The sequence below is a fragment of the Acidovorax sp. Leaf78 genome (assembly GCF_001422735.1).
In the GTDB taxonomy this organism is placed as follows: domain Bacteria; phylum Pseudomonadota; class Gammaproteobacteria; order Burkholderiales; family Burkholderiaceae_C; genus Acidovorax.
The window spans coordinates 36,571-58,172 of record NZ_LMLZ01000024.1; the positions used below are offsets into that span (position 1 = coordinate 36,571).

Annotated in this window: 22 protein-coding genes; 8 read left to right on the forward strand and 14 right to left on the reverse strand. The window is 68.3% G+C overall.

Annotated features, from left to right (window positions below; translation table 11 throughout):
• Positions 1-110: 110 nt before the first annotated feature.
• Positions 111-1,742: a DUF4139 domain-containing protein gene (locus ASF16_RS22280; RefSeq protein WP_235507494.1), complete on the reverse strand. Its 1,632-nt coding sequence runs from the start codon at positions 1,740-1,742 to the stop codon at positions 111-113.
• Between the two features lie 363 nt (positions 1,743-2,105).
• Between ASF16_RS22280 and ASF16_RS22285 the strand changes: the two genes are divergently transcribed.
• Together ASF16_RS22285 and ASF16_RS22290 are read left to right on the forward strand one after the other, a co-directional pair.
• Positions 2,106-2,801, forward strand: coding sequence for a hypothetical protein (locus ASF16_RS22285; RefSeq protein ID WP_200926958.1), 696 nt, complete (start codon positions 2,106-2,108; stop codon positions 2,799-2,801).
• Positions 2,802-2,814: 13 nt separating this feature from the next.
• Positions 2,815-3,285 carry a hypothetical protein gene (locus ASF16_RS22290; RefSeq protein ID WP_056172391.1) on the forward strand — a complete coding sequence of 157 codons (471 nt, stop codon included), beginning with the start codon at positions 2,815-2,817 and terminating at the stop codon, positions 3,283-3,285.
• A gap of 159 nt (positions 3,286-3,444) precedes the next feature.
• Here the strand turns inward: ASF16_RS22290 and ASF16_RS22295 are convergent, their stop codons facing one another.
• The 3 genes from ASF16_RS22295 to ASF16_RS22300 all read right to left on the reverse strand — a co-directional run bounded on the left by ASF16_RS22295 (position 3,445) and on the right by ASF16_RS22300 (position 5,457).
• On the reverse strand, positions 3,445-3,792 hold the full coding sequence (locus ASF16_RS22295) for a hypothetical protein (RefSeq protein WP_056172393.1): 348 nt from the start codon (positions 3,790-3,792) through the stop codon (positions 3,445-3,447).
• Between the two features lie 292 nt (positions 3,793-4,084).
• Positions 4,085-4,435 carry a hypothetical protein gene (locus ASF16_RS26385; protein ID WP_156370847.1) on the reverse strand — a complete coding sequence of 117 codons (351 nt, stop codon included), beginning with the start codon at positions 4,433-4,435 and terminating at the stop codon, positions 4,085-4,087.
• A 134-nt stretch (positions 4,436-4,569) separates the two neighbouring features.
• A complete protein-coding gene (locus ASF16_RS22300; protein WP_056172396.1) occupies positions 4,570-5,457 on the reverse strand; it encodes a LysR family transcriptional regulator in 888 nt (295 codons plus the stop codon).
• 133 nt (positions 5,458-5,590) lie between these two features.
• Between ASF16_RS22300 and ASF16_RS22305 the strand changes: the two genes are divergently transcribed.
• Together ASF16_RS22305 and ASF16_RS22310 are read left to right on the forward strand one after the other, a co-directional pair.
• A complete protein-coding gene (locus tag ASF16_RS22305) occupies positions 5,591-6,652 on the forward strand; it encodes an NAD-dependent epimerase/dehydratase family protein (protein ID WP_235507485.1) in 1,062 nt (353 codons plus the stop codon).
• Positions 6,653-6,807: 155 nt separating this feature from the next.
• A complete protein-coding gene (locus tag ASF16_RS22310) occupies positions 6,808-7,989 on the forward strand; it encodes a hypothetical protein (protein WP_056172402.1) in 1,182 nt (393 codons plus the stop codon).
• A gap of 167 nt (positions 7,990-8,156) precedes the next feature.
• On the opposite strand, the gene ASF16_RS22315 is transcribed toward ASF16_RS22310, so the two are convergent.
• Positions 8,157-9,950 (reverse strand): pectate lyase, encoded by a 1,794-nt coding sequence (locus ASF16_RS22315; protein ID WP_235507486.1) that lies wholly within the window; start codon positions 9,948-9,950, stop codon positions 8,157-8,159.
• A gap of 417 nt (positions 9,951-10,367) precedes the next feature.
• On the opposite strand from ASF16_RS22315, the gene ASF16_RS22320 reads away from it, so the two are divergent.
• Positions 10,368-11,342 carry a TRAP transporter substrate-binding protein gene (locus ASF16_RS22320; RefSeq protein ID WP_056172404.1) on the forward strand — a complete coding sequence of 325 codons (975 nt, stop codon included), beginning with the start codon at positions 10,368-10,370 and terminating at the stop codon, positions 11,340-11,342.
• A gap of 36 nt (positions 11,343-11,378) precedes the next feature.
• Here ASF16_RS22320 and ASF16_RS22325 read toward each other — a convergent pair whose 3' ends face one another.
• The 4 genes from ASF16_RS22325 to ASF16_RS22340 all read right to left on the reverse strand — a co-directional run bounded on the left by ASF16_RS22325 (position 11,379) and on the right by ASF16_RS22340 (position 14,271).
• The gene (locus ASF16_RS22325; protein ID WP_056172408.1) at positions 11,379-11,936 is read right to left on the reverse strand and encodes an RNA polymerase sigma factor; all 558 of its coding nucleotides are present in this window, start codon (positions 11,934-11,936) and stop codon (positions 11,379-11,381) included.
• Positions 11,937-11,978: 42 nt separating this feature from the next.
• Positions 11,979-12,182, reverse strand: a complete 204-nt coding sequence (locus ASF16_RS22330; RefSeq protein WP_056172413.1) for a DUF2892 domain-containing protein — start codon at positions 12,180-12,182, stop codon at positions 11,979-11,981.
• Positions 12,183-12,339: 157 nt separating this feature from the next.
• Positions 12,340-13,323 (reverse strand): thiamine-phosphate kinase, encoded by a 984-nt coding sequence (gene thiL / locus ASF16_RS22335; RefSeq protein WP_056172416.1) that lies wholly within the window; start codon positions 13,321-13,323, stop codon positions 12,340-12,342.
• A gap of 39 nt (positions 13,324-13,362) precedes the next feature.
• Positions 13,363-14,271 (reverse strand): LysR family transcriptional regulator, encoded by a 909-nt coding sequence (locus ASF16_RS22340; RefSeq protein ID WP_056172418.1) that lies wholly within the window; start codon positions 14,269-14,271, stop codon positions 13,363-13,365.
• A 175-nt stretch (positions 14,272-14,446) separates the two neighbouring features.
• Here ASF16_RS22340 and ASF16_RS26390 point away from each other — a divergent pair, with 175 nt between their 5' ends.
• Complete coding sequence (locus tag ASF16_RS26390; protein WP_156372197.1) at positions 14,447-14,680, forward strand: hypothetical protein; 234 nt, start codon at positions 14,447-14,449, stop codon at positions 14,678-14,680.
• Between the two features lie 37 nt (positions 14,681-14,717).
• A complete protein-coding gene (locus ASF16_RS22345) occupies positions 14,718-15,116 on the forward strand; it encodes a tautomerase family protein (RefSeq protein ID WP_056172422.1) in 399 nt (132 codons plus the stop codon).
• A gap of 37 nt (positions 15,117-15,153) precedes the next feature.
• Here ASF16_RS22345 and ASF16_RS22350 read toward each other — a convergent pair whose 3' ends face one another.
• The 4 genes from ASF16_RS22350 to apaG form a co-directional block, all read right to left on the reverse strand.
• The gene (locus tag ASF16_RS22350; RefSeq protein ID WP_056172425.1) at positions 15,154-16,278 is read right to left on the reverse strand and encodes a YbdK family carboxylate-amine ligase; all 1,125 of its coding nucleotides are present in this window, start codon (positions 16,276-16,278) and stop codon (positions 15,154-15,156) included.
• 67 nt (positions 16,279-16,345) lie between these two features.
• Positions 16,346-17,602 (reverse strand): cation:proton antiporter, encoded by a 1,257-nt coding sequence (locus ASF16_RS22355; RefSeq protein WP_056172428.1) that lies wholly within the window; start codon positions 17,600-17,602, stop codon positions 16,346-16,348.
• A gap of 183 nt (positions 17,603-17,785) precedes the next feature.
• Positions 17,786-19,783, reverse strand: coding sequence for a site-specific recombinase (locus tag ASF16_RS22360; protein ID WP_056172432.1), 1,998 nt, complete (start codon positions 19,781-19,783; stop codon positions 17,786-17,788).
• Positions 19,784-19,844: 61 nt separating this feature from the next.
• Positions 19,845-20,252, reverse strand: a complete 408-nt coding sequence (gene apaG, locus ASF16_RS22365) for a Co2+/Mg2+ efflux protein ApaG (RefSeq protein ID WP_056172435.1) — start codon at positions 20,250-20,252, stop codon at positions 19,845-19,847.
• 87 nt (positions 20,253-20,339) lie between these two features.
• Between apaG and rpe the strand changes: the two genes are divergently transcribed.
• On the forward strand, positions 20,340-21,020 hold the full coding sequence (rpe, locus tag ASF16_RS22370; protein WP_056172438.1) for a ribulose-phosphate 3-epimerase: 681 nt from the start codon (positions 20,340-20,342) through the stop codon (positions 21,018-21,020).
• A 189-nt stretch (positions 21,021-21,209) separates the two neighbouring features.
• Here the strand turns inward: rpe and ASF16_RS22375 are convergent, their stop codons facing one another.
• Positions 21,210-21,602: a hypothetical protein gene (locus ASF16_RS22375; protein ID WP_056172441.1), complete on the reverse strand. Its 393-nt coding sequence runs from the start codon at positions 21,600-21,602 to the stop codon at positions 21,210-21,212.

A 21,602-nucleotide genomic window follows, 5' to 3' on the forward strand; every position in this document is an offset into this window, starting at 1 on the left:
AGGGCAGGCCCGTCGTGGTGCCTGCCCTTGGATTGTCACCCAGCGGCGCCGGTGCGCCCCGGTGGGTGGTGTCACGCTGCGGCAGCCTCGGGGTTGCTGCATCCGCCGCGTTACTGCCGTTCCTGGAGCTGGACGTCCTTGGGGTAGCGGATGGTGTGCTCGGCGCTGAACTGCGCCGTGGCGCCTGCCGCCAGGCTCTGCTGCCAGGCCACGGTGCCGGGCGTGCGGTCCCACGCCAGGTCGGCGGGCTGGGGCTGGTAGCGCGACTCGACCTCGATCTTCTCGTTGCGCGAGACCGGCGCCGCATGCAGCACCTGCAGCGTGATGGCGGCCTTGTGGCGGTTGTCCACGCTGTAGGCGCGGCGCGTCTTGCGCTCGGTGCGCGAGCCGGTGAAACCCGTGCTGCCGGTCAGGTCCTGCACCGCCTCGGCGCGCACGGTGACCAGTTCATCGCGGCCGAACGACAGGCTGGTGCTGCCCGCAGGCGCGCCCGCGCTGGCCGCCGCGAAGTCGATGCGCCCGGTGCCCACGAAGGCACCGTCGCGGTACAGCCCCACTGTGCCCGCCGGCCACACGCCCGCAGGCTGCGCCATCTGTGCGACGAGGTAGGCGGCTTCTTCCACCGCGGGTGCCGTGCGCGTGATCAGCGTGGCGGGGGCCGTCTGGCTGCCCAGTGCCAGCGTCACGCGCTGGCCGCTGGACGGCACGGTGATGCGCTGCGGCACGGCGAACTCGGTGGCAAAGCCCTTGTCGATGGAGCTCACGTCGAAGCTGGGCATGGCGTCTTCGGCCATGCGCGCGCGAGCCAGGGGGGCAGGAGCCGCTGGTGGCGCGGGCGCAGCCATCGCCATGACGGGCGCCACAGCACCCACGGGCTGCGGCGGTGGTGCCACATCCAGCGTCCAGGCGCGCGGCAGGCGGCCCTGCGTGGCGCGGCCGGGCTGGCCGGTGGACAGCGTGAGCTGCACGCCCGTCCAGTCCTCGCCGCTGTTTTGCGCCACCAGCGCCTGGCGCTCCAGCAGCACGGTGGACTTGGCGCCATCCAGCGTGGCGCGGTACGTGGGCTGCCAGCCCGGGCCGCGCACCTGGTAGGACAGGCGCAGCTCGGCGTCGCGCTCTGCCGCCAGGTTGATGCTCACGGAGACCACGCGTGCGCGCTGGCTGGCCACGCGGTCGCGCTCGGCCACCAGGGGCTTCAAGGCGAGTTCGAGCGCCTCTTGCTTGCGCTTGAGCTGGTGCGTGCGTGCAAACGCGTCCTGCCCGGACTTGCGCAGCACCTCGGCCGTGGCCGTGATCTGGGCGGGCGTGGGGCTGGCGATGCGGGTGTTGGTGGCGGTCGCCGTGGTGGCCGCTGCCGTGGCGTCGTCGCCCGTGACCGCACCACCCACGCCGGCCACGCCGCGCAGGTAGCCGTCCACCAACTGCAGCGCCGAGGCCTCGGCCTTCACCCCGGCGATCTGGTCCTCCAGCTCGCGGATGCGGCCGTCCAGCGGGCTCGCGCAGGCGGCGGCCACATCGCGGTCTTCGGTCAGCACGTTGAACTCGCCCACGCGCACGGCGGCGTCGGCGCTGATCTGCAGGCTCTGCGCGTCGATGGATGCGGGCAGGCAGCCAATGGTCAGGCTGCGCGCACCGGCTGGCACGCGGGCCACGCGCTCCACGGTGGCGCTGCCGGGGTACACGGTGACGCGGGCGATGCGTGATGTGTCGCCGGCCGCGGGGCGTGGCGCGTCCTGCGCCATGGCGACGAAGGGCAGCGCGCCCACCCCGCTGACGATGCAGGCCATCCACAAGGCGCGGTGGACGACAAAAGCGCGTGGGCGCAACGCGGTGGGGCTGGGCATCGCAGGCTCCTCGAAGGGGTGTGGATCGGGTGCCGGATGCTAGCAGGCCCGGTGCGGCAGGCAGCGGTGGATTCAGGGGGTTGGCGCCGTCGCTGCAGCCACTTCTTGTAACGATTTTCGGGGAGTGCCCTAGGGGCATGTTCGCCCGCTCCGTTTAAAACGCCAGGGGGCCGCCTGCCGGCGCACGCCGCGCAGGGCTCGGCCTGGCCGCCATCGCCGCACGGTCCATCCATCCATCCATCCAACCACGAGGAGCACCGAGTGCAGGACAACGACAAGACCGCCTTTGACTCCGCGATCCGGGCGCTGGAGTTCGAGATCGCCAACGCCGGCACGCACCTGACCATCGACGCCACCGCGCGCCAGGCGTATTCGATGCAGATCCAGGCGATGGCCAACGAGCTGCGCGGGCAGGTGAGCAGCGGGCGGATGACCTGGGCGCAGGCCGCCCAGCAGGCGCAGGAGGCCCGCAACGCCATCATGGAAGTCATCCGCGGCCGCAGCACCCCGGTGGGCCGCGCGATGGCCGAGCGGCTCAAGCGCGAAGGCAAGACGCTCAACGAACTCATCGCACGCAAGACGCAGCAACTGCACGGCGCCGGTGCGGACTTCAGCCGGCTCTCCACCACCCAGCAGAACGCGGTGTATGCCGAGATCGTCAAATCCGCCGGCACGTCGAACCCGCGCGTGACCGCCACCATGCGCAACCTCTCGCGCGCAGGGCGGGGCCTGCTGGTGCTGTCGATCGCCCTGTCCGTGTATTCCATCGCCAAGGCCGAAGACAAGGCCGGCGCCGCCCGCCGCGAAGTGGCTGTCACCGGCGCCGGCATTGGCGGCGGCATCGCCGGCGGCGCCCTGGCCGGCCTGGCCTGCGGCCCCGGGGCGCCCGTGTGCGTCACCGTCGGGGCTTTTGTCGGCGGCGCGCTGGCGGCCTTCGGCGTGGACTACTTCTGGTAAGGACGCAGCGCCCATGCACCTGCTCACCCCCCAAGAGCTGTCGGTCGAGCGCCTGGCAGGCCGCCCCGACGACGCACCCGCCCACTGCCACATCCTGCGCAACGGCCAGGCCACAGGTCGCCATGTGCCCGGTGCGGTGCTGGAGGCGGCTGCGCAATGGCAAGGCTTCACGCTGCTGCTGACGACCGACGACGTCCCGGCGGAGGAGTTTTTGCATATCCACCTGCTCGATGCGGACCTGCAGTGCATCGACACTGCAACGCTGGGGGCGATGTATTCCACGGGCTCGTTCTCGCTGCTTCCGTCGCCCGAGCCGGACACGCTGCGGTTTCGTTTCATCGGTGATACGGACTGGAGCGTGCAGGTGCTGGCAGAGCCTGGCTTTCGGGTTCCGCTGTGGTCGGAGCCGATGGGTGTGAGTCGGCCCGTGGGGTTCTCGCGGCACTTCGTGGTGCGGGGGAATCCGAAGCGGGAGGGGGAGTAGGGTGCTTGCCATGTGGCAGGCGCAAGCTAGAGGCTGTCACACCTTCATAGGCCAGATTCGAGATGACAGGAGCTGGGGCGTTGGAGCGGTTGGTACTCGGACGGCTATCGGCCAGGAGCGGTCTGTGGCGGCGTACGAAAGCGGACACTCCATGTGAAATCATGCACCATTTGGCTCCCTGTAGCCAAATGAGACGAAAATCGGGGACTCCCGATCGTGCTGGCCGCAGGCGAGGACCAAGTACCCGTGGTCCTTTGGCCAAGCCGCCAATTCAAAGGCCTCGAAGTAGAGCTCCTCAGCCAGATCGGGCGCACGCTCACGGGTAACGCTGGGCGGGCCAAGGCTCTCCGCCAGTCTCGCCCGCCATGTACGAAAACGGCTTGCGAAGTCGGTGTATGTCCGTTCGAGTTCCTCAGGAGAGCAGTCGTCCAGCCAACCTGTCTCTTCGAGGAACACCTCTTCAGCGGAAGTGAGTAGCGCTTTGATGTCCAAGGGGGCCTCGTTCATGGGGCATAACGTGGAGTTGAGGTGCCTGCGCGGCTTTTCGCAGAGGTCGCCTCGAACGCGGGGTTAGGCGTTTTCACCACGGAGTCGGTGACTCGTGCGGCGCCTACGACTCTTTGCAGATTGGGCAATAGCAGCGCCTGACTATAGCTTGCCAGTAGGCAGGCACCGGACAGTGAGGCAGCGCGGTTTGGAGGGCAAGCAAACAGTCAACGGCAGCTCTGGGGTCGTTTCGTCCACCGGCTGCTTAGGGCTCAAAGCAGCCGCTCAGACCGGGCGCTTGGCTGGCGCGAAATTAATGCCCTGCATCTGTCGGCAGAGCGCTCAATGAACCAGCCCCGGCGAGCAGTGCAATGCATTCATTGGCGCGTCGTATGCCTCCTTCGGCGATTTCCCCCCTGCAAATCTCCTCCAGCATTCGAGCCAGATAAGCCGCATCATTCCAATTCAACGAGTCAGACTTACCTGTAGCCTGCTCGGAAAACGAGGGAGTTCCGTATGCGGTCCGTACCCCCAACTCGCTTAGCTTTACTGGCAACCTGAGAGTGAAGGTTTGGCCTCCTTTTCCTTCGAGCAGCAGGAAGTAAGAGCCTCCGTCACGCAGGACGTCAGCCATTGCAATACGAGCAATCGATGGAAGTTTCATAGAGTTGGAGTCTTCTAGTGGGGCTGTCGTCGTGATGTTTATTTCGGTGCCCGCTTTTGGCCGTATTCTGTCATCAGCTACCCTTCCACCGTTTCCCCCGTTTCTACACACCCAACGCCCTCCACCCACCACCATCACCCCAACGCCTGCGGCACCTCCCGCGCCAAAAAGTCGTACACCGCACGAATCCTGCGGCTCGTGCGGATCTCGCGGTGCACCGTGAGCCAGATCGGAAGTTCGGGCAGAGGCAGCATGGGCAGCACGGGCACGACGTCGGGGTCGGTGCGGGCCATGTAGTCGCCGACAAAGCCCACGCCCAGGCCGGCGCGCACGGCCTCCCAGCAGGCGATCAAGTCATCCGTGCGGAAGGCAAAACGCTCGCGGTCCACCGGGTAGCCCATGGCGGCAAAACCTTGCTGGATGTCCTCGTGGCGGTCGTTGCCGATCAGCTCGTGCTGCAGCAGGTCTGACGGCTGGCGCGGTGTGCCCTTGCGGCGCAGGTAGTCGCGGTGGGCATATGCGCCCAGCTTTACGGCGCCGATGCGCTTGGCCACCAGGCTGGCCTGGTCGGGGCGGACCATGCGCAGGGCGATGTCGGCTTCGCGGCGCAGCAGGTTGGTGACTTCGTTGCTGGACACCAGTTCCACCTGCACCTCAGGCAGCGCCTGCCGCATGCGCGCGAGCACCGGCGGCAGCAGCACGCAGGCCACGGGCTGGCTGGCGGTGATGCGCACGGTGCCGCTCACGCCGGCCTCGGCGCCCGACACGCTGCGCGCCAGTTGATGGGCGCCTGCCTCCATGGCGCGGGCCGATTCGGCCAGCTGCAGTGCCGTGGCGGTGGGCAGCAGGCCGCGGCCGGTGCGCTCGAACAGCACCACGCCCAGCTGTGATTCCAGCTCGGCGATGTGGCGGCCGATGGTGGGCTGGCTGGCGTTCAGCACACGGGCCGCGCCCAGCAGGCTGCCCTGGTCCAGCGCGGCCAGGAAGGACTGCACCAGGCTCCAGTCGAAGGTCTGATTCATGGCGGTAGCGTGCTCCGGTTCGGCGGTGTTTAGCTATTCAAAAATGAATTACTGGTATGGATAGTTAGGCAATTGTGTGGTTGTCGGTGCGTTTTCACAATCGGTCCATTCCTTTCCCGCCGTGGAGATTCCGATGACCGCACCGCTTAACACTCCCTTCGCTCCTGCCGCACCACAGGCAGCACCAGCCGCTCAGCCCACCGTGCTGATCCTGGGCGCGCGCGGCCGCCTGGGGCTGGCTGCCGCACGGGCCTTTGCCCAGGCCGGCTGGCAGGTGCTGGCGCAGGTGCGGCCCGCTGCGGGCGGCCACGCGCTGCCCGCCATGGGCGGTGTGTGGTGGATGCCGGTGGCGGTGCATGACACGGCGGAGCTGTTGCGCCAGGCGCGCGGCGCACAGGTGGTGGTGCATGCGATCAGCCCTGCGTACACGGACAAGGCATGGCGCCTGGAGGCGCTCGGCTTGCTGGACGCTGCCATCGACGTTACGCAGCAGCTCGGCGCCACGCTGATGCTGCCGGGCAACGTCTACAACTTCGGCGAGGGCATGCCCGCCGTGCTGCGCGAAGACACGCCCCAGGCGGCCGCTGGCGGCAAGGGGCTGGTGCGCGTGGCGATGGAGCAGCGCCTGACCGCCGCTACGCTGGGCGGGCGCATGCGGGCGGTGGTGGTGCGCGCGGGCGACTTCTTCGGCAGCGGCGCCAGTGGCTGGCTCGACCAGTCCATCGCCAAGGACCTGCACCGGGGCCGCGTCACCTGGCCCGGCCCGCTGAACGTGGCCACGCCCTGGGCGTACCTGCCCGACCTGGCGGCCACCTTGGTGCGCGTCGCCGACGAACGCCACCGGCTGGCCGCGTTCGACTGCCTGCATTTCCAGGGCCACACCGTGAGCGCGCAGCCCTGGCTGCACAGCCTCTCCACCTTGGCCGCAGAGCGCGGCTGGCTGCCCGATGCCGGCACGCTGCGCGTGAAGCGGCTGAACTGGACGCTGCTGCGCGTGGCGGGTGTGTTCATGCCCATGCTCGCGTCGCTGGCCGCCATGCGATATCTGCGCCACGAGCCCCACCGGCTGGACAACACCCGCCTGCGCGCGCTGATCGGCGAGGAGCCCCACACGCCGTTCGACCAGGCAGCGCGCCAGGCGCTGAACGACCTGGCGCTGGGTGCTGCGCCCGCCCTGCGCGCCGCGCTGGCCTGAAGGCGCGGCGCCCACGGGCCTGTCGCCGCTGCACCGCCCCACCCAACCCAACGGCGGTCGTGGCGAGCTGGCGCGCGCGTCTGGCCTCACCACCTTGTCTTCACCGCTTTTTTTTGACACCCACCCACCGGCCCACAGTGCCAGAAGGACCCGCCATGAACCGTCGCAATTTCATCCGCCTGGCAGGCGGTGGCACCGTCGTCGCCGCCACGGCCGGCACCCTGGCCGCCTGTGGCGTGGCCGGCCCGAACTACCCCGCCGAAGCGGTGGAGGCGTGGCAAGGCCCGGTGGGCGAGACCGAGGTGCGCCGCCGCGCCGTGGCCTACGCCATCACCGCCCCCAACCCGCACAACCTGCAGCCCTGGGTGGTGGACCTGCGCGAAGACGGCGTGATCACCCTGCGCACGGACCGCGAACGCGTGCTGCCGCACACCGACCCGCTGGGCCGCCAGATACTGATCGGCCACGGCGCATTTCTGGAGCTGCTGGTGCTGGCCCTGGCGCAGCAGGGCGTGGGCAGCGACGTGCTGGTGTGGCCGCAGGGCCCGCTGCCTGCGGCGTTGGCGGACTGGGATGACCGGCCGGTGGCGCGTGTCACCTTGAAGCCCGCGGGCCGGCCCGATGCGCTGTTTGCCCAGGTCCTGCAGCGCCACACGCCCAAGAGCGACTTCGACATGGCCCGCCCCGTGGCGCCCGATGTGCTGGCCGCGCTGCTGTCCAGCCAGCGGCCCGCAGCAGGGCTGCAGGTGGGTGGCACGGTCGACGCTGCGCGCCTGGAGCCGCTGCGCACGCTGTGCTGGCAGTCCGCGCAGGTGGAGCTGCTGACCCCGCGCACGATGATGGAGAGCATCCACCTCACGCGCGTGGGCCCGGCCGAGATCCTGCGCCACCGCGACGGTATCTCGCTCAACGCACCGTTCGTGCGGGCGATGTCGGCGCTGGGCCTGTTCGACCGGTCCGCGCCACCCGCCGAGGGCAGCGCCGCGTACAACAGCGCCATGGGCCGCTTCGAGGGCCACAGCCGCACGGCGATGGGCTTTGTGTGGGTTACCGGCGGCAACACACGCGCTGGCCAGATCGACGCCGGGCGCGCCTATGTGCGCTTGCAGCTGCAGGCCACGGCGCTGGGCGTGGGCATGCACCCCATGAGCCAGGCGCTGCAAGAGTTTGCCGAGATGGCGCCGCATTACGAGCAGGTGCACCAGCTGGTGCTGGGCCGGCCCGCGCCGCGCGCGGCGGAGGATGCCACCGTGCAGATGTTCTGCCGCATCGGCTATCCGCAGGACGAGGTGCCTGCCACGCCGCGCCGGCCCCTGCGGCAGTTCGTGCAGGCGTGAAGCGGGCCGGTTGGGGCGGAGCGGGTTTCAGGCGCCGGGAGTTGACCAGAATCGGCGCTCCAATGCCACAGAGCCGTTCGGGCTGAGCCTGTCGAAGCCTGGTGCAGCGCTTCGACAGGCTCAGCGTGAACGGGTGAGGTTCCACCAGCCCATCGAGACCATCGGAATCAAGCCACGGGCGCCACGAACGCAATCAGCCGCCCCATGCGTCGTATCCACTCGGCCGTGACGATGAACTGGGGCTTGTCCTTCTTCACGTACGGCGGCACTTCGGGCGGGTTGTCGGCCGGGTAGGGCGAGGTGTCGTACACATCGCCCACGTGCTTGCTGCGGTAGGCCGTGCCGGTGTACGGCGCGGTGGGGCCGTCGCCCTGGTAGGGGTTCACCACTTCGGGCACGGGCGATGTCCAGTAGTTGCGCGTGCCCAGCTCGGTCAGCAGCGTGGCGACTTCGGATTCGGGCACCGCGGGCGTGGCCATGACTGCACCGGTGAACAGGTCCGGAAAGTCCACCTCGCGGATCGAGAAGTATTTGGGCAGCGCCTTGCCGCCGCCCGCCACCTTCAGCGGCGAGCGCGCGGCCATCTCGGCCACGGCCGCGTCCGTCATGCCGCTGAGCTTGGCGTACGTGGCCTCCAGCCCCGCGATGTCGATGGGACGGCCGGCCGAGTAGTGGCTCACGGTGTTGGTGTAGTTCTTGTCGTAGTAGTAGGCGCCGTTGTGGATGTTGGAGCCGTAGCGGTGCACGTACAGGCCGTCGTTGGTGCCCAGCTCGACAAACGTGGGGTGGGTGCGGCCGCCGCCCAGCAGCGGGTTCACCGTGGCGGCGTCGGCCGGCAGCGGGCAGCTCTTGAGCCAGGCGATCGCCTCGGGCAGGCGCGCCAGGTACTTGCGGTCGCCGGTGAGCTGGAAGTAGTTGAACATCTGGCGGATGTTGGTCTGCGTGGTGTGCGTGGCCAGCGACCGGGGCTCGTAGCTGCGGGCGCCGGCGGGCGACCCGGCAGGGCGGCCGTCCTTGGCGCGCGAGAGGTGCTGCAGCCCCCAGCCCGCCTGCTGGCCAGGCTGCTGCATCAGGCGCATGCATTCCATCGCGCGGGTGATGCTGGGCAGCAGGCGCGTCTCGCCCAGCGCCATCACGCACAGCGTGAGGAACTTGATGTTCTCGCCCATCACGTCGTCGTTGAAGGTCACGTGCAGCGTGTAATCGCCGTCGTCCATGCCGGCCTTGGCACCGGCGGGCAGCTGCGACGCGTTGGGCAGCGGCATGCTGCTGATCGCCCCGGGGAAGTGTGGAAACCGCTGCGGCCAGCCGCCATTGGCCACACCGTACTCGGGGCCGAACTGCGCGTTGAGCACGAAGTCGATGGCCTTCTGCACGGCTGGCAGGTAGCGGGCGTCGCGCTTTTCGAGGTACATGCGCAGCAGGAACTGCGATGCCACGGCCGTGCCCGCATCGTCGAACGTGGCGTTGCCGTAGTAGTGCTGGAACTCTTCGAGCCGCCACCCGTTCTTGCCGATGGTGTCGTACCACTTTTTCAGCGACGCCTCGCCTGCGAAGTCGTGGATGTAGTTCCATCCGCCCGAGCTGTGCTGCGCGGCCATGATGGCCGTGGCGGTGCGCTCGGCCGCGCGCCAATGGCGCTCGTCGCCGGTGGCGTGGTAGGCGTCCAGGTACACATGGCCCACCGACGGCGTGCCCGGCGGCTGGATCCAGCACATGGTGCGGTAGGCCTCCATCTCTCCGAAGGTCTGCTTCAGGTCCGGCGAGTACGACCACACGTAGCCGCCCTGGTAGGACACGGTGTCGTCCATGTAGTGCGTGGCCCGCTTCAGGGCGTCGGCAGCGTCGGCCCTGGGGCCGGGCGGAAAGGTGGGCGCGGGGTCGTCGCTGCCGCCGCAGGCGCTCAGCAGCAGGGGGGCCAGGGCACTCAGGGTGAAGTCTCTGCGCTTCATGGTCAGCATGGAATGTCTCCTCGTTGGATGGCAGTGGGTCTGAAAGGGGCCGTAACGGGTGCACCGGCTGCCACCCCGGCGGCCCGGCCCCAGGCCGTACTGCGCCATGACAAATGACGTCGTACAACTGTCGCGAATTCTGGGCGCGTGATTTCCTGCTGCGACTGGCGTTAACCCCAATCGGCCTGTCGCACTTGCCGCTGCAGAATCGGGCGCGAGAGCGCGGTGCTTACAAGAATAAAAGCCTTGAAATCCGCATGGAACCTCAGGTTCACGGGATTTGCGGAGGTCCGCTTCTGCGGCGCGCAGTGCGCCGCAGAAGGTGCTGATGCCGCGCGATCAAAGCTCTAAAAATTTGTGATTATTTGTATGACGTCAGATGATGACGTTAACAATGCACACAGAACAACACGATGGGGGACAAGCATGCTCAAGAGATGGAAAGCCAGTTGTCTGGTGGCGGCAGCGTTGCTGTGCGCGGGCGCAGCGTGGGGGCAAACGAAGCTGCGCGCATGGAACATTCACCCTGACGGCTACCCCGTCACCGAGGCCATGAAAAGCTTCGCGCAGCAGGTGGGCAAGGCCACGCAAGGGCGCTACCAGATCGAGGTGTTTTCCAACGCCACGCTGGGCGACCAACCCAAAGCGGTGCAAATGCTCAAGAGCGGCGAGATCGACATCGCCGAGTTCAGCTCGGGCCCGCTGTCCGACGCGGTGCCCGGCATCAAGGTGCTGAACCTGCCGTTCCTCTTCACCGACTCGGCCCACATGTTCCGCCACCTGGACGGTGCCCTGGGCCAGCGCTTTGCCGCCAACCTGCAGTCGGCCGGCTTCGTGGTGCTGGGCTGGTACGACGGCGGCGGGCGATCGTTCTACTGCGCCAACCGCTCGCCCGCCACCATCCGCGATCTGGCAGGGGCGTCCATCCGCGTGCAGCAGTCGGAGATTTTCACGGAGATGATCCGGCTGCTGGACGCGAAGCCCGTGGCGCTGCCCTTCAAGGAAGTGCTGGGCGGCTTCGAGAAAGGCGCCATCGACTGCGCCGAGAACAACATGCCCTCGTACGAATCCACGGGGCACCACAAGCTGGCCAAGAACGTCTACGTGACCAACCACGTGATCTCGCCCGAGGCGCTGGTGGTGTCCGCCGCGCTGTGGGCCAAGCTCTCGGCCGAAGACCGCAAGGCCTTTGCCGACGCGGGTGCCCAGTCGGCCCTGCTGATGCGCGAGCTGTGGAACAAGCGCGTGGCGCAGGCGCTGGAGACCACGGCCAAACAGGGCTCCCAGTTCGTGCGCGTGAAGGACGTCTCGCCCTTCGTGCGGCGCATGGCGCCGCTCTACAACAAATACATGGCCGACCCGACCACGCGGGAAGAGCTGCTGACCATCATTGCGAAGTAGCGCTGCATTCCGTGATCGCTGCCGCGGCGGTGCTCCTCACGGCGTGACGGCGCTGCCAGTGGTGCCAGTGGTGCCAGAGGGCAGCAGGTACTCGCGCACCAGGGCTCTGGCGCGGTGCAGCCGGCTCTTGGCCGCCTCGCGCGTGGTGCCCAGGCGCTCCGCCATCTCTTCAATGGTCAGTTCCTCGAAGTCGCGCATCAGCAGCGCATCGCGGTAGATGGGCGGCAACGAGTCGATGGCCAGGGCCAGGTCGTGGCGCAGTTCGTGGTCTGGCCTGTGCGACCAGGCCAGGTTGTCTTCCACCTGCGCCAGCGGCTCGCCCTTGAGCCAGCCCAGCACCGGGCGCATGCACAGCCGCTGCACGATGCGCACCACCCAGCCGCCAAAGGCCGCCACCTCGCGCAGCGCGCCCACGCGGCGGTACACGATGATCAGCGCCTCCTGGACCACGTCGTCGGTGGCTGTGGTGGCGGCGCAGTGGCGCAGCGCGTAGCGGCGGATGTCCGGGCGTGCCAGCGCCAGCAGTTGTTCCATGGCCCGCGCGTCGCCATCGCGGGCGGCGGGCAGCAGTTGGGCGAGCGTGGGGAGTGGCATGGATGGGTATTCTCAGTTCGAAGCGACTCAGGGGCCGTCGGTTCACTCCACCGGCCTGCGGCCGACCAGCGCGCAGGCGGGGCAGTAGCCGAAAGCGCCGCTCAGCACGCTGCCCACGCCCGATGCGGCCAGCACCAGGCCCAGGGGCGATGCGCCTTGCCACCACAGGCCGACGGCGACGAGGGCGATGCCGCCGACGATGCGCAACAGGCTTTCGGGGCGGGTAATGTTCTTGCGGTACAGCATGGTGAAAAGCTCCTGGGAATCGGTGGATGGATGGACAGCGAGGCGCACTCACTGCGCGCCTCACCTACCAAGAGCCGCCGAATTCGACAAAGGATTCATGCGTTGGCAAATATTTTTAGGTGCTGCCCCCTTGGCAGATGTGCGGTTGCCGCGCCCCTTACCCGAAGTGGTCGAACGAGGCATACCGGTTCTCCACCGGCTGACCCTGGCCGTCCACCAGGCGCAGGCCTGGCTCAGCCACCACGGAGCCGATGCGCGTCACCGCTGTACCGCTGGCCGCGGCCGCAGCGGCCACAGCACCGCGCTGCGCAGGCGGGGCGGTGAAAGCCAGCTCGTAGTCGTCGCCGCCCGATAGGACGCAGCGACGCATCAATTCAGCATCAAAATGGCCTCTACCGCTTGATAGGTAAGCGCTAGCAGCTATTAAATTAGTAGTAACGTCCACATCGATCACCGCCCCCACGCCCGAGGCCTTGAGGATGTGCGACACGTCGCCCACCAGCCCGTCGCTCAGGTCCATCGCACTGCTGGCTACGCCGCGCAGCTGCAGGCCCAGGGCCACGCGTGGTGTGGGGCGCTCCAGCCGCTGGCGGGCGCGGGCCAGCACGTCGGCGGGTAGCGTGATGTGGCCGAGCAGGGCTTCGAGCGCCAGCCGCGCATCGCCCAGCGTGCCGCTCACATACAGGTCGTCGCCGGGCCGCGCGCCGCTGCGCAGCAGGGCCTGGCGCGGGGGCACCTCGCCAAACACGGTGATGCAGATATTGAGCGGGCCCTGCGTGGTGTCGCCGCCCACCAGCTCGCAGCCGTGCGCGTCGGCCAGCTTCCACATCCCACGCGAGAAGCCGGCCAGCCAGGGTTCGTCCACCCGCGGCAGCGACAGCGCCAGCGTGAAGGCCAGCGGCCGCGCGCCGCAGGCCGCCAGGTCCGACAGGTTCACAGCCAGCGCCTTGTGGCCCAGCGCCTCGGGGTCCACGTCGGCAAAGAAGTGGCGGCCTTCCACCAGCATGTCGCTGGAGATGGCCAGCTGCATGCCGGGCGCGGGCGCCAGCAGCGCGCAGTCGTCGCCCACGCCCAGCACGGCAGCGCCATCGGGGCGCACGGGGCGCGTGAAGTAGCGGGCGATCAGGTCGAACTCACCCATGGCGCAGGTCGGCTGTCAGGGGCAGGGCAGATGGATGTGTCACGAAGCGCTTTCCTGTTCGGTGAACCACTGCGCCCAGTGGTCGATGCACGCCTGGATCTTGGGCAGGCGGTGCCGGCGCGTGAGCGTGATGGCATGGATGGGGCTGGGCTGCGGGTCCACCCACGCGGCCAGCACGGGCGCAAGCTGCCCCTGGCGCACCAGCGGCTCGGCCACCACGGTGGCCAGGCGCGCAATGCCCAGGCCCTGCAGCGCCAGGCGGGCGGTGATGCCGGTGCTGCCTGAGCGCCAGTGGCCTTCGGCCGCCACCACATGCGCGTGGCCCTCCACCACGAAAGGCCAGCGGTTGAGCATCGCCACGGCGTTGTTGGTGATGAGCCGGTGCTGGTGCAGGTCCTCGGGGTGCTGCGGCGCGCCGTGCAGCTGCAGGTAGCCCGGCGTGGCGTACAGGCGGCGCGCCAGCGTGCCCAGCGGGCGGGCCACCACGGTGTCGGTGGGCGGCGCGCCAGTGCGGATCGCGATGTCGATACCGCCCTGCGCCATGTCGGCGATGCGGTCGTCCACCACCAGCTCCACGCGCAACTGCGGGTGCGCCTGCTGCAGGCTCTCAAAGCTGGGGATCAAGAGGTGCTCGGCCACCACCGAGCTGGCTGCTACGCGCACCCAGCCGCTGGGCTGGCCGCTCTGGTGGGCGAACTCGCCCTCCAGCTCGTCCAGCGTGCCGGTGATGCGCCGGCAGTAGTCGAGAAAGGTGAGCCCCTCCGCCGTGAGCGTGAGGCCGTGGGTGGTGCGGTGCACCAGCCGTGCGCCACTGGCCTGCTCTATGCGCGCCAGCGTGCGGGAGACCTGGCTCACCGGCACAGTGCGCTCGCGCGCCGCGGCCGACAGCGAGCCCAGGTCCGCCACGCGGGCGAACAGGTGCAGGTCTTCGAGGCGGAGGTCGCGCATCGGGCAATGGTAACGGCGGCAGACGTCTTTTCGCCGGGGCGCCGCTCGGCCACATCAAGGCGCCGGGCCCTTTGCAGCCGTGCAAAACGCTGTTGCCGTGTGCGCTGTTTCCGTGGCCGCGTGGCGTGCCTACAGTCGCTCCAACTTTTGAAGGTCTGCACGAAAGGACGCTGCAATGCCCCGCGACATCACGCCTGCAGAGTCCCTGCGACTGCACCAGGACGCAGAGCGCCTGGCGCGGCAACTGCGCCGTGAAGCGCTGCGGGATTTTCCCGACGCGGCCACGCGCGCACTGGCCTGCGCTGCAGTGGCGTCGGTGCGGGCTGCAGTATCGGCGGCCGTGCGGGGCTTGCAAAGGTTGCTTTCTCGCACCGTGCCGTCATCGCCACCACCACGACACCCGCAGTAGTTCATTCACTTTGTCACCCACCCCCAGGAGCTGATCCATGCCCACCCTCATCCTCACACTGACTCCACCGCAAACCCCCGACCGCTGCCAAGCCCTGGCCCGTGCGCTCACCGACCTCACCGTGCAACGGCTGGGCAAGCGCCGTGAGGTCACTGCGGTGGCCATCAACCAGCTACCGTCCGGCCAGTGGCACATCGGTGGCGAGCCCGCTGCGCAGCCCACGGCGTTGCTGGAGATCAGCATCACCGAGGGCACGAACACTCCGCAGGAAAAGGCGGCCTTCATCGCCGCCGCGTTTGCCGAGCTGGCGCAGCAGCTGGCCCCGGGCGCTGCGCTCGCCCGCGCCAGCTACGTGGTGGTGCGCGAGCTGCCCGCTCAGGACTGGGGCTACGGCGGCGTCACCCAGCTGGCGCGCAGGCAGGCGCTGCCGGTGTGACGGATGGGGTGTGGAATTGCGAGGGGATACCGCGCGGTCAGGCCATGGCGCCGCGAAAGCGCTGCGCCGCCTGGCGGCTGACTTCGGCCAGCAGCTGTTCTTCACGCTGGCGCTCGCGCAGCCAGCGCGCATCGTTCTGGCCCGCTTCGACCTCGGTGCGCAGCATGTGCATGGCGCTCGATGAGCCTTGCACAGCCGCGTGGCCGGCGATCTTGTCCATGGTCTTGAGGATGTGCTCGCGCAGCGGCATGTGGTCGCCGGTGGCCGGGTCCACATACACCGCGTCCATGCCGAAGCGGCACGCCTGGAAGCGGTTGTAGGTGTAGACGAGGTAGTCGTCTTCGGTGGGCATGAAGGGCTGGTCCGCCAGGAACCAGGCGCCCAGCGACTGCACGTAGCCCGCCAGCGCTGCGGCGCGCTCGATGGTCAGCGGGGTGTCGAACACGCGAATCTCGATGGTGCCGAACTCGGGCTTGGGGCGGATGTCCCAGTAGAAGTCCTTCATGCTCTTGACCACGCCGGTGCGCGTCATCTTGTCGAAGTAGACGGTGAAGTCGTCCCACGTGAGCGCCAGCGGCGCGCGGCCCGACAGAGGGAATGCGAACACCGAGTTCAGGCGTGCCGAGTCGAACGCCGTGTCCTGCCCCTGCACGTAGGGGCTCGATGCCGACAGCGCGATGAAGTGCGGGATGTAGCGCGACATGCGGTGCAGCATGAGCAGCGCGGCATTGGCATCGGGGCAGCCGATGTGCACGTGCTGGCCGAAGATGGTGAACTGCTTGGACAGGTAGCCGTACAGCTCCGACAGCTCGCGAAAGCGCGGCTTGTCGTAGATGCGCCGCTCGTGCCACTGCTGGAACGGGTGCGTGCCGCCGCCGACCACGGCGATGTTGAGCTTGTCCGCGCTCTTGACCAGCGCATCGCGGATCGGCGTGAGCTGGCCCAGCACTTCGCTGCTCGAGTGGCAAATGCCGGTGGAGATCTCGATCATGCTGTTCGTCATCTCGGGCACGACGCTGCCGGGCAGCGGGGTCTTGTGCATGAGGCGCAGCATGTCCTCGGCATAGGGCGCGAGGTCGTAGTCGTTGGTGTTGACGAGCTGCAGCTCCAGCTCGACGCCCAGGGTCAGGGGCTCGGAATGGTTGAACGCTTCAAGGGACATCAAAGGGCCTCTTCTGTACGGTGCGGTGCGGTGTGAGCGGGCTGCGCGCGGTCTGGCGCGGCGCCGCTCATGGCTGGGTGTCTCCGTTCTGGCCGCGGGCCGTCAGGGCCGCCCAGGGCTTGGAGCTTTCGCCCGCGCGGTAGATGGCCACAGTGGCGATCACGGCGCCCATCACTTCCATCAGCAAGATGGCGGGCAGGGCCACGCCGGCGATGACATGACCGGTGGAAGGCGAGGCCAGCACGAACTGCGAGGCGATGAGCAGCGCGATGGAGGACATCGGCGTCATCGCGCAGCCCACCCACAGCGCCTGCTTCCAGCTGGCGCCGCTGCCCACGTTGCCCAGCGCCACGCCGGTGGCCTTGGCCACCAGGCGCACGGCGATCAGCGCCAGCACCACGCCGGCCACGGGAGCGCTCCAGTCGGCCTGCGCGGCCACGGTGGAGACCAGCACGAACATCAGCATGGTGAGCAGCGACGATGCGTTGCCCAACTGGCGCGGCCAGGCCCAGGGCCGGGGGTTGAGTTGCTTGAGCAGCATGCCGCCCAGCAGCGCCGCCAGCGGGGCCGAGCCGCCCATGTGGGCCGACACGGCCGTGCCGGCCGCTACCAGCGCGAGGAACAGCATGGAGGTGTTCTCGCTCGTGGGGCTCATTACGCGCAGCGCCATGCGCAGCACCAGCGCCAGCACGGCGGCCACGACGATGGAGACGCCCAGCACCACCACGACGGGCGACATGGTCTCCATCAAGGTGAGGCCCTGGCGGTTGATGAGTTCGGCCTTGGCGCTGCCCAGTGTCAGCGCGTACAGCGTGGACAGCGTGGTGAGCACGATGGCGCGTTCCGTCACCGGGCCGGCAGCGCGGGTGTCGGCCACCACGCGGGTCAGCACCGCGGGCGAGGCGGCCAGCGCCACCAGGGCCAGCGGCCCGGCCACCTGCGTGGGCAGGTTGAGCCACACCAGCACCCAGTACACGGCGAAGTAGGTGAACACCGATTCGGCAATGCTCTGCACCAGCACCATGGGGTTGTGGCGGAACCAGCGCAGCGGAATGCGGCCGCCGCACTCGAACAGCACAATGGCAATGCCCAGCTCCAACAGGAACAGGCCGATGCCCTGCAGCGGCCACACGGCGCCGCTGAAGCCGGCCAGACCCGCTGCGGTGCCGACGAGCGAATAGCCCAATACCTTGGGCAGACCGGTGTGGCGCTGGGTGAGATAGCCTGCCATGGCCGCCACTGCCAACAGCAGTGACCACTGGACCGTGGGCAACCCGGCCGAGGGGCGCAGCCACTGCGCCCAGAAGGTCAGGATTTCATTCATGTCTGGAACCTCTGCGTCTGACGGGGACAGGCCCCGCCGGGAGTGAAGAAGCGGGTGCGCAGAAACCCTGAAAAATCAGGGACGCACCAGCGTTGCCTGAATTTACAGGCCGAAACATCCCGTCCATGTAGGACAGGGGCGGGGCTTGCCGCTGCCGCCGGGCCCGTCTTTCCGGGTCTCTCGTCAGGCTGCGCGGCGGGCGGGCACGAAAAAGCTCAGGGGCGCGGTGCGCAGGCGCACGCGGATCGCTCTGTAGATGTGAGAGCGGTCCAAGCCACTCACGTTCTGCGCCCGCAAGGCCAGGCTGAACGCGAGGTAGAAACTCACCGTCACGTTGAGTGCACCGAGCAGCGGCAGCGATGCCACCGCCCACCAGAAGGCCGGCATGTGCAACACGCCGATCCCCAGCGTTGCGCTGGCCGCAGCCACCTGGCCCGTGGAGAGTGTGACATGGCGCACATCCAGGCCCAGCCCGAAAAACCCTGCGAAGGCAGGGACGAGACCGAGCATGAACCCCAGCGAGATGTTGGCCGCGAAGCCCGACAGGTTCTCGCGCAGGAAGCGCGCCCACCGCGCCGCGCGCTCGGCGCCCAGCCAGCGCGTGATGCGCGGGTTGTAGTGCAGGGCAGAGTCCAGCCGGTTGAGCACGAACCAGTTCTCGGCCCAGCCCGCGATGATGCTCGACGCGAACAGCAGCACACCGGTGAAGGCCGCGAAGAACAGTGACGGCCCCAGCAGGTGCAGGGATTCGAGCACGTGCTGCGCCTGCTTCTCACTGATGGCCGGCGCGCCCGTGGCCAGCGCGATGGCCGTGGCCAGCAGCAGCACGGCCGGGAACACCACCAGCACATTGCCCAGCACGGCGGCCACTTGGGAGCGCACCAGGTGCGTGATCTCGTCGACAAAGGACTCGATGGCACCGCTGCCTCCCAACTCCTTGAGCTTGGCGGCCATGGCGGGTGCGGTCATTGCGGGCTGCTTGGTGGCCACCGTGAGGTGCAGCAGCTGGATCAGCACGAAGGTGACGGCGTAGTTCACCCCCGCGATGAAGCCGCCCCAGAACGCCGACAGCGCGAGCGCATGCAGCCCGAACTTGACCAGCGTGGTGACGGACATCAGCGCGCCGCCGCCTGCGGCCTTGCCGACCATGGACCGGTAGTCGGCCGCGTTGCGGGTGATGTAGTGCTCGCCGGTTTCCGCGCTGCGCTCGGCCACCTTGGCTGCCAGCAGCGACGAGTTGGAGGCCAGCAGCGCACGCAGGCTGCGCCGCTCCTGCCCCACCATCACCAGGTGCGCCAGCAGGCGCGCAGCGGTGACCGGAGGCTTGGGCGAGAGCAGGCAGTCCAGCAGCTCGCGCACGCGCAAAATGCGCTCGCGCAGCTGCCGCAGGCGAAACACCAGGCCGACCGAAATGCCGTTGTCTTCGAAGTGGGTGTACACGGTGGAGGCCGCTGCGCGGCACGCTTCGAGCCGCTCGCGCAGGCGCTGGGCGGCGTCGTTCAGGCGGTCGGGCGTGCGCAGCGCCAGCAACACTTCCACGCGCAGGCTCTCCACATCGTGGATCAGCGCATGAAAAGGCTGGGCATCGCGTGCCGATTCGCTCATCCGCAGGCGCAGCTCGGGCGCAAAACCGGTCGACAGGATCTGGCCGGCGCAGTAGGTGATGGCATCGAGCAGCGCCTTGTGCCAGCGCGAGGGCCCGGTGTGGACATCGGGGTCCGCGGGCGCGAGCAAGGCCACCAGGCGGGCGAGCTGCGCTTCGTCCAGCGCCAGCAGCCACTGGGCATCGAACTCGCCGGGCAGCGCCAGCATGAAGAGCTCGGACGCATCGATGGTCTCGGGGCTGCCCGGCAGGAACTTGGTGCGCAGGCGCTCGGAGATCTCGCTGACCAGCGCGGTGCGCGGCGCAAAGCCGAAGTCGGCCAGCAGCGTGGTGACGTCCACCTGGTCCACCAGCGTGGCCCACCACGCCCTCAGCCGCAGCTGCACGTCCGGCCGCGTTTCGACGGCATCGAGGAAGAGCTGCACCCGGCCCACGGCGGCAGGGATGGAGTCGCTCTTGCCGCGCACCCAGTCCAGCAGGTGGATGAGCCACAGGTGGCGGTGGGCCAGGTCGGCGGCAGGGTCCAGCCGGGCCAGCAGGGCTGGCAGGTCGACGACGGAGGAACTGCGGTTTCTCATCGCGCTGCCCCGCAGTGGGGCCACGCCCCCACAGGGTGGGGCGCGTGGGGGCTACCAGCGCTCAATGCAGCACCCGACCGGTCAGCGGCTGGCCCGCGGGGCCGTGGCCCAAAGCTTCCAGCACGAACAAGGGGACGACGGCGTCGAAGGGCTCGCCTTCTTCGCCCACGCAATGAAAGGTGCCGTGCATGGTGCCGCTGGCCGTGCGCAGGCGGCATCCGCTGGTGTACTGGAAGGATTCGCCCGGCTTGAGCAGCGGCTGGTGCCCCACCACGCCCAGGCCTTTGACCTCTTCGGTGTGGCCGCGCGAATCGCTGATGATCCAGTGGCGTGCAATGAGCTGGGCCGGCGTATCGCCTGCATTGGTGATCGTGATCGTGTAGGCGAAGCTGAACACCCCGGTGTCCGGCGCGGACTGCTCGGGCAGGTACTCGGGCAGCACTGTCACGTCAAACTGGTACTTTGGCATGGCGGAATGGTAACCGTGGCGGCCCGTAAAACCCGCGGATTCATCCGCCACATCGCCACAGGCCGCCCGCTTTGAGACAATCGGGGGATGAGCCGCACATTCCAAATCGCCCCCTCGATCCTCTCTGCCGACTTTGCCCGCCTGGGCGAAGAAGTGCGCAACGTCATTGCCGCTGGCGCGGACTGGATTCATTTCGACGTGATGGACAACCATTACGTGCCCAACCTCACCTTCGGCCCGATGATCTGCCAGGCCCTGAAGCCGCATGCCAAGACGGCCGATGGCGTGGCCGTGCCGATCGACGTGCACCTGATGATCCAGCCCGTGGACGCGCTGGCCGCTGCGTTTGCCGATGCGGGCGCCGACTACATCAGCTTTCACCCCGATGCCTCGGGCCATGTGCACCGCAGCATCCAGGCCATCCGCTCCAAAGGCGTGAAGGCCGGCCTCGTGTTCAACCCCGCGGCGCCGCTGGACGTGCTGGACTGGGTTATCGACGACATCGACCTGATTCTGATCATGAGCGTGAACCCCGGCTTTGGCGGCCAGAGCTTCATCGACTCGGCCCTGCGCAAGATCGAGGACGTGCGCCGCCGCATCGATGCGACGGGCAAGGACATCCGGCTGGAAGTGGATGGCGGTATCAAGACCGACAACATCCGCCGCGTGGCGGATGCCGGGGCCGACACCTTCGTGGCTGGCAGCGCCATTTTTGGCAAGCCAGACTACAAGGGCGTCATCGACGCGATGCGTCAAGCTTTGGCCTAACCCCCGAGCAGCTGCGCGCTTTCCCCGAGGTGAAGCACCCCAGTGGCTGGCATCGCCAGTTCCACGGGTGCGCTGGTCAGGGTGAGCACCCGTCGCTGCGGGCATTTGCTACTTTATTGATAGCTATTGGCGCTGGATGGGCAAGCGGTAGTGCCCATTTTCATCCGGTTGTATAAAGCGCCGGAGCGCTTACTTGGCCGGGATCACCGTGGTGGTGACCGATTCACGCAGCACGCCACCACCAGACACCGAGCCGCTCACCGACGACGACTGGGTGCGGCGCACGCACTCGGCCTGCTCGGCTGCCGTCTGGAAGGCTTCGCAGCGCTGAGTGGTGTTCTCCGAAGCGGCGGGGCCGGGGTTGCTCAGCTGGCCCTTGCGCGACGCGTCCAGCGCGTTGTTGGCTTCACGCAGGCAGGTCGCCAGCGAATCCTGGGTGTTGTTCGTCATACACTTTTCGCGCTCTTGCTCGTAGCGGGCACGGGCGTCGCCCGAAGGGGCGGGGGCTTGTGCCATGGCCGAAGCGGAAGCTGCCAGAAGGACAGCGGTGAGGGCGGGGGTGATGAAAGCGAAGCGTGGCAT

What these genes read in the sequence shown, in the direction of transcription:
- ASF16_RS22340 (WP_056172418.1), bottom strand. Translation starts at nt 14,271, where the DNA reads ATGCGCGACCTCCGCCTCGAAGACCTGCACCTGTTCGCCCGCGTGGCG.
- thiL (WP_056172416.1), bottom strand. Translation starts at nt 13,323, where the DNA reads ATGGGTGAGTTCGACCTGATCGCCCGCTACTTCACGCGCCCCGTGCGC.
- ASF16_RS22320 (WP_056172404.1), top strand. Translation starts at nt 10,368, where the DNA reads ATGCTCAAGAGATGGAAAGCCAGTTGTCTGGTGGCGGCAGCGTTGCTG.
- apaG (WP_056172435.1), bottom strand. Translation starts at nt 20,252, where the DNA reads ATGCCAAAGTACCAGTTTGACGTGACAGTGCTGCCCGAGTACCTGCCC.
- ASF16_RS22290 (WP_056172391.1), top strand. Translation starts at nt 2,815, where the DNA reads ATGCACCTGCTCACCCCCCAAGAGCTGTCGGTCGAGCGCCTGGCAGGC.
- ASF16_RS22305 (WP_235507485.1), top strand. Translation starts at nt 5,591, where the DNA reads ATGACCGCACCGCTTAACACTCCCTTCGCTCCTGCCGCACCACAGGCA.
- ASF16_RS22330 (WP_056172413.1), bottom strand. Translation starts at nt 12,182, where the DNA reads ATGCTGTACCGCAAGAACATTACCCGCCCCGAAAGCCTGTTGCGCATC.
- ASF16_RS22355 (WP_056172428.1), bottom strand. Translation starts at nt 17,602, where the DNA reads ATGAATGAAATCCTGACCTTCTGGGCGCAGTGGCTGCGCCCCTCGGCC.
- ASF16_RS22350 (WP_056172425.1), bottom strand. Translation starts at nt 16,278, where the DNA reads ATGTCCCTTGAAGCGTTCAACCATTCCGAGCCCCTGACCCTGGGCGTC.
- ASF16_RS22325 (WP_056172408.1), bottom strand. Translation starts at nt 11,936, where the DNA reads ATGCCACTCCCCACGCTCGCCCAACTGCTGCCCGCCGCCCGCGATGGC.
- ASF16_RS22280 (WP_235507494.1), bottom strand. Translation starts at nt 1,742, where the DNA reads ATGGCGCAGGACGCGCCACGCCCCGCGGCCGGCGACACATCACGCATC.
- ASF16_RS22315 (WP_235507486.1), bottom strand. Translation starts at nt 9,950, where the DNA reads ATGCTGACCATGAAGCGCAGAGACTTCACCCTGAGTGCCCTGGCCCCC.
- ASF16_RS22375 (WP_056172441.1), bottom strand. Translation starts at nt 21,602, where the DNA reads ATGCCACGCTTCGCTTTCATCACCCCCGCCCTCACCGCTGTCCTTCTG.
- ASF16_RS26390 (WP_156372197.1), top strand. Translation starts at nt 14,447, where the DNA reads ATGCCCCGCGACATCACGCCTGCAGAGTCCCTGCGACTGCACCAGGAC.
- ASF16_RS22360 (WP_056172432.1), bottom strand. Translation starts at nt 19,783, where the DNA reads ATGAGAAACCGCAGTTCCTCCGTCGTCGACCTGCCAGCCCTGCTGGCC.
- ASF16_RS22345 (WP_056172422.1), top strand. Translation starts at nt 14,718, where the DNA reads ATGCCCACCCTCATCCTCACACTGACTCCACCGCAAACCCCCGACCGC.
- rpe (WP_056172438.1), top strand. Translation starts at nt 20,340, where the DNA reads ATGAGCCGCACATTCCAAATCGCCCCCTCGATCCTCTCTGCCGACTTT.
- ASF16_RS22295 (WP_056172393.1), bottom strand. Translation starts at nt 3,792, where the DNA reads ATGAACGAGGCCCCCTTGGACATCAAAGCGCTACTCACTTCCGCTGAA.
- ASF16_RS22310 (WP_056172402.1), top strand. Translation starts at nt 6,808, where the DNA reads ATGAACCGTCGCAATTTCATCCGCCTGGCAGGCGGTGGCACCGTCGTC.
- ASF16_RS22300 (WP_056172396.1), bottom strand. Translation starts at nt 5,457, where the DNA reads ATGAATCAGACCTTCGACTGGAGCCTGGTGCAGTCCTTCCTGGCCGCG.
- ASF16_RS26385 (WP_156370847.1), bottom strand. Translation starts at nt 4,435, where the DNA reads ATGAAACTTCCATCGATTGCTCGTATTGCAATGGCTGACGTCCTGCGT.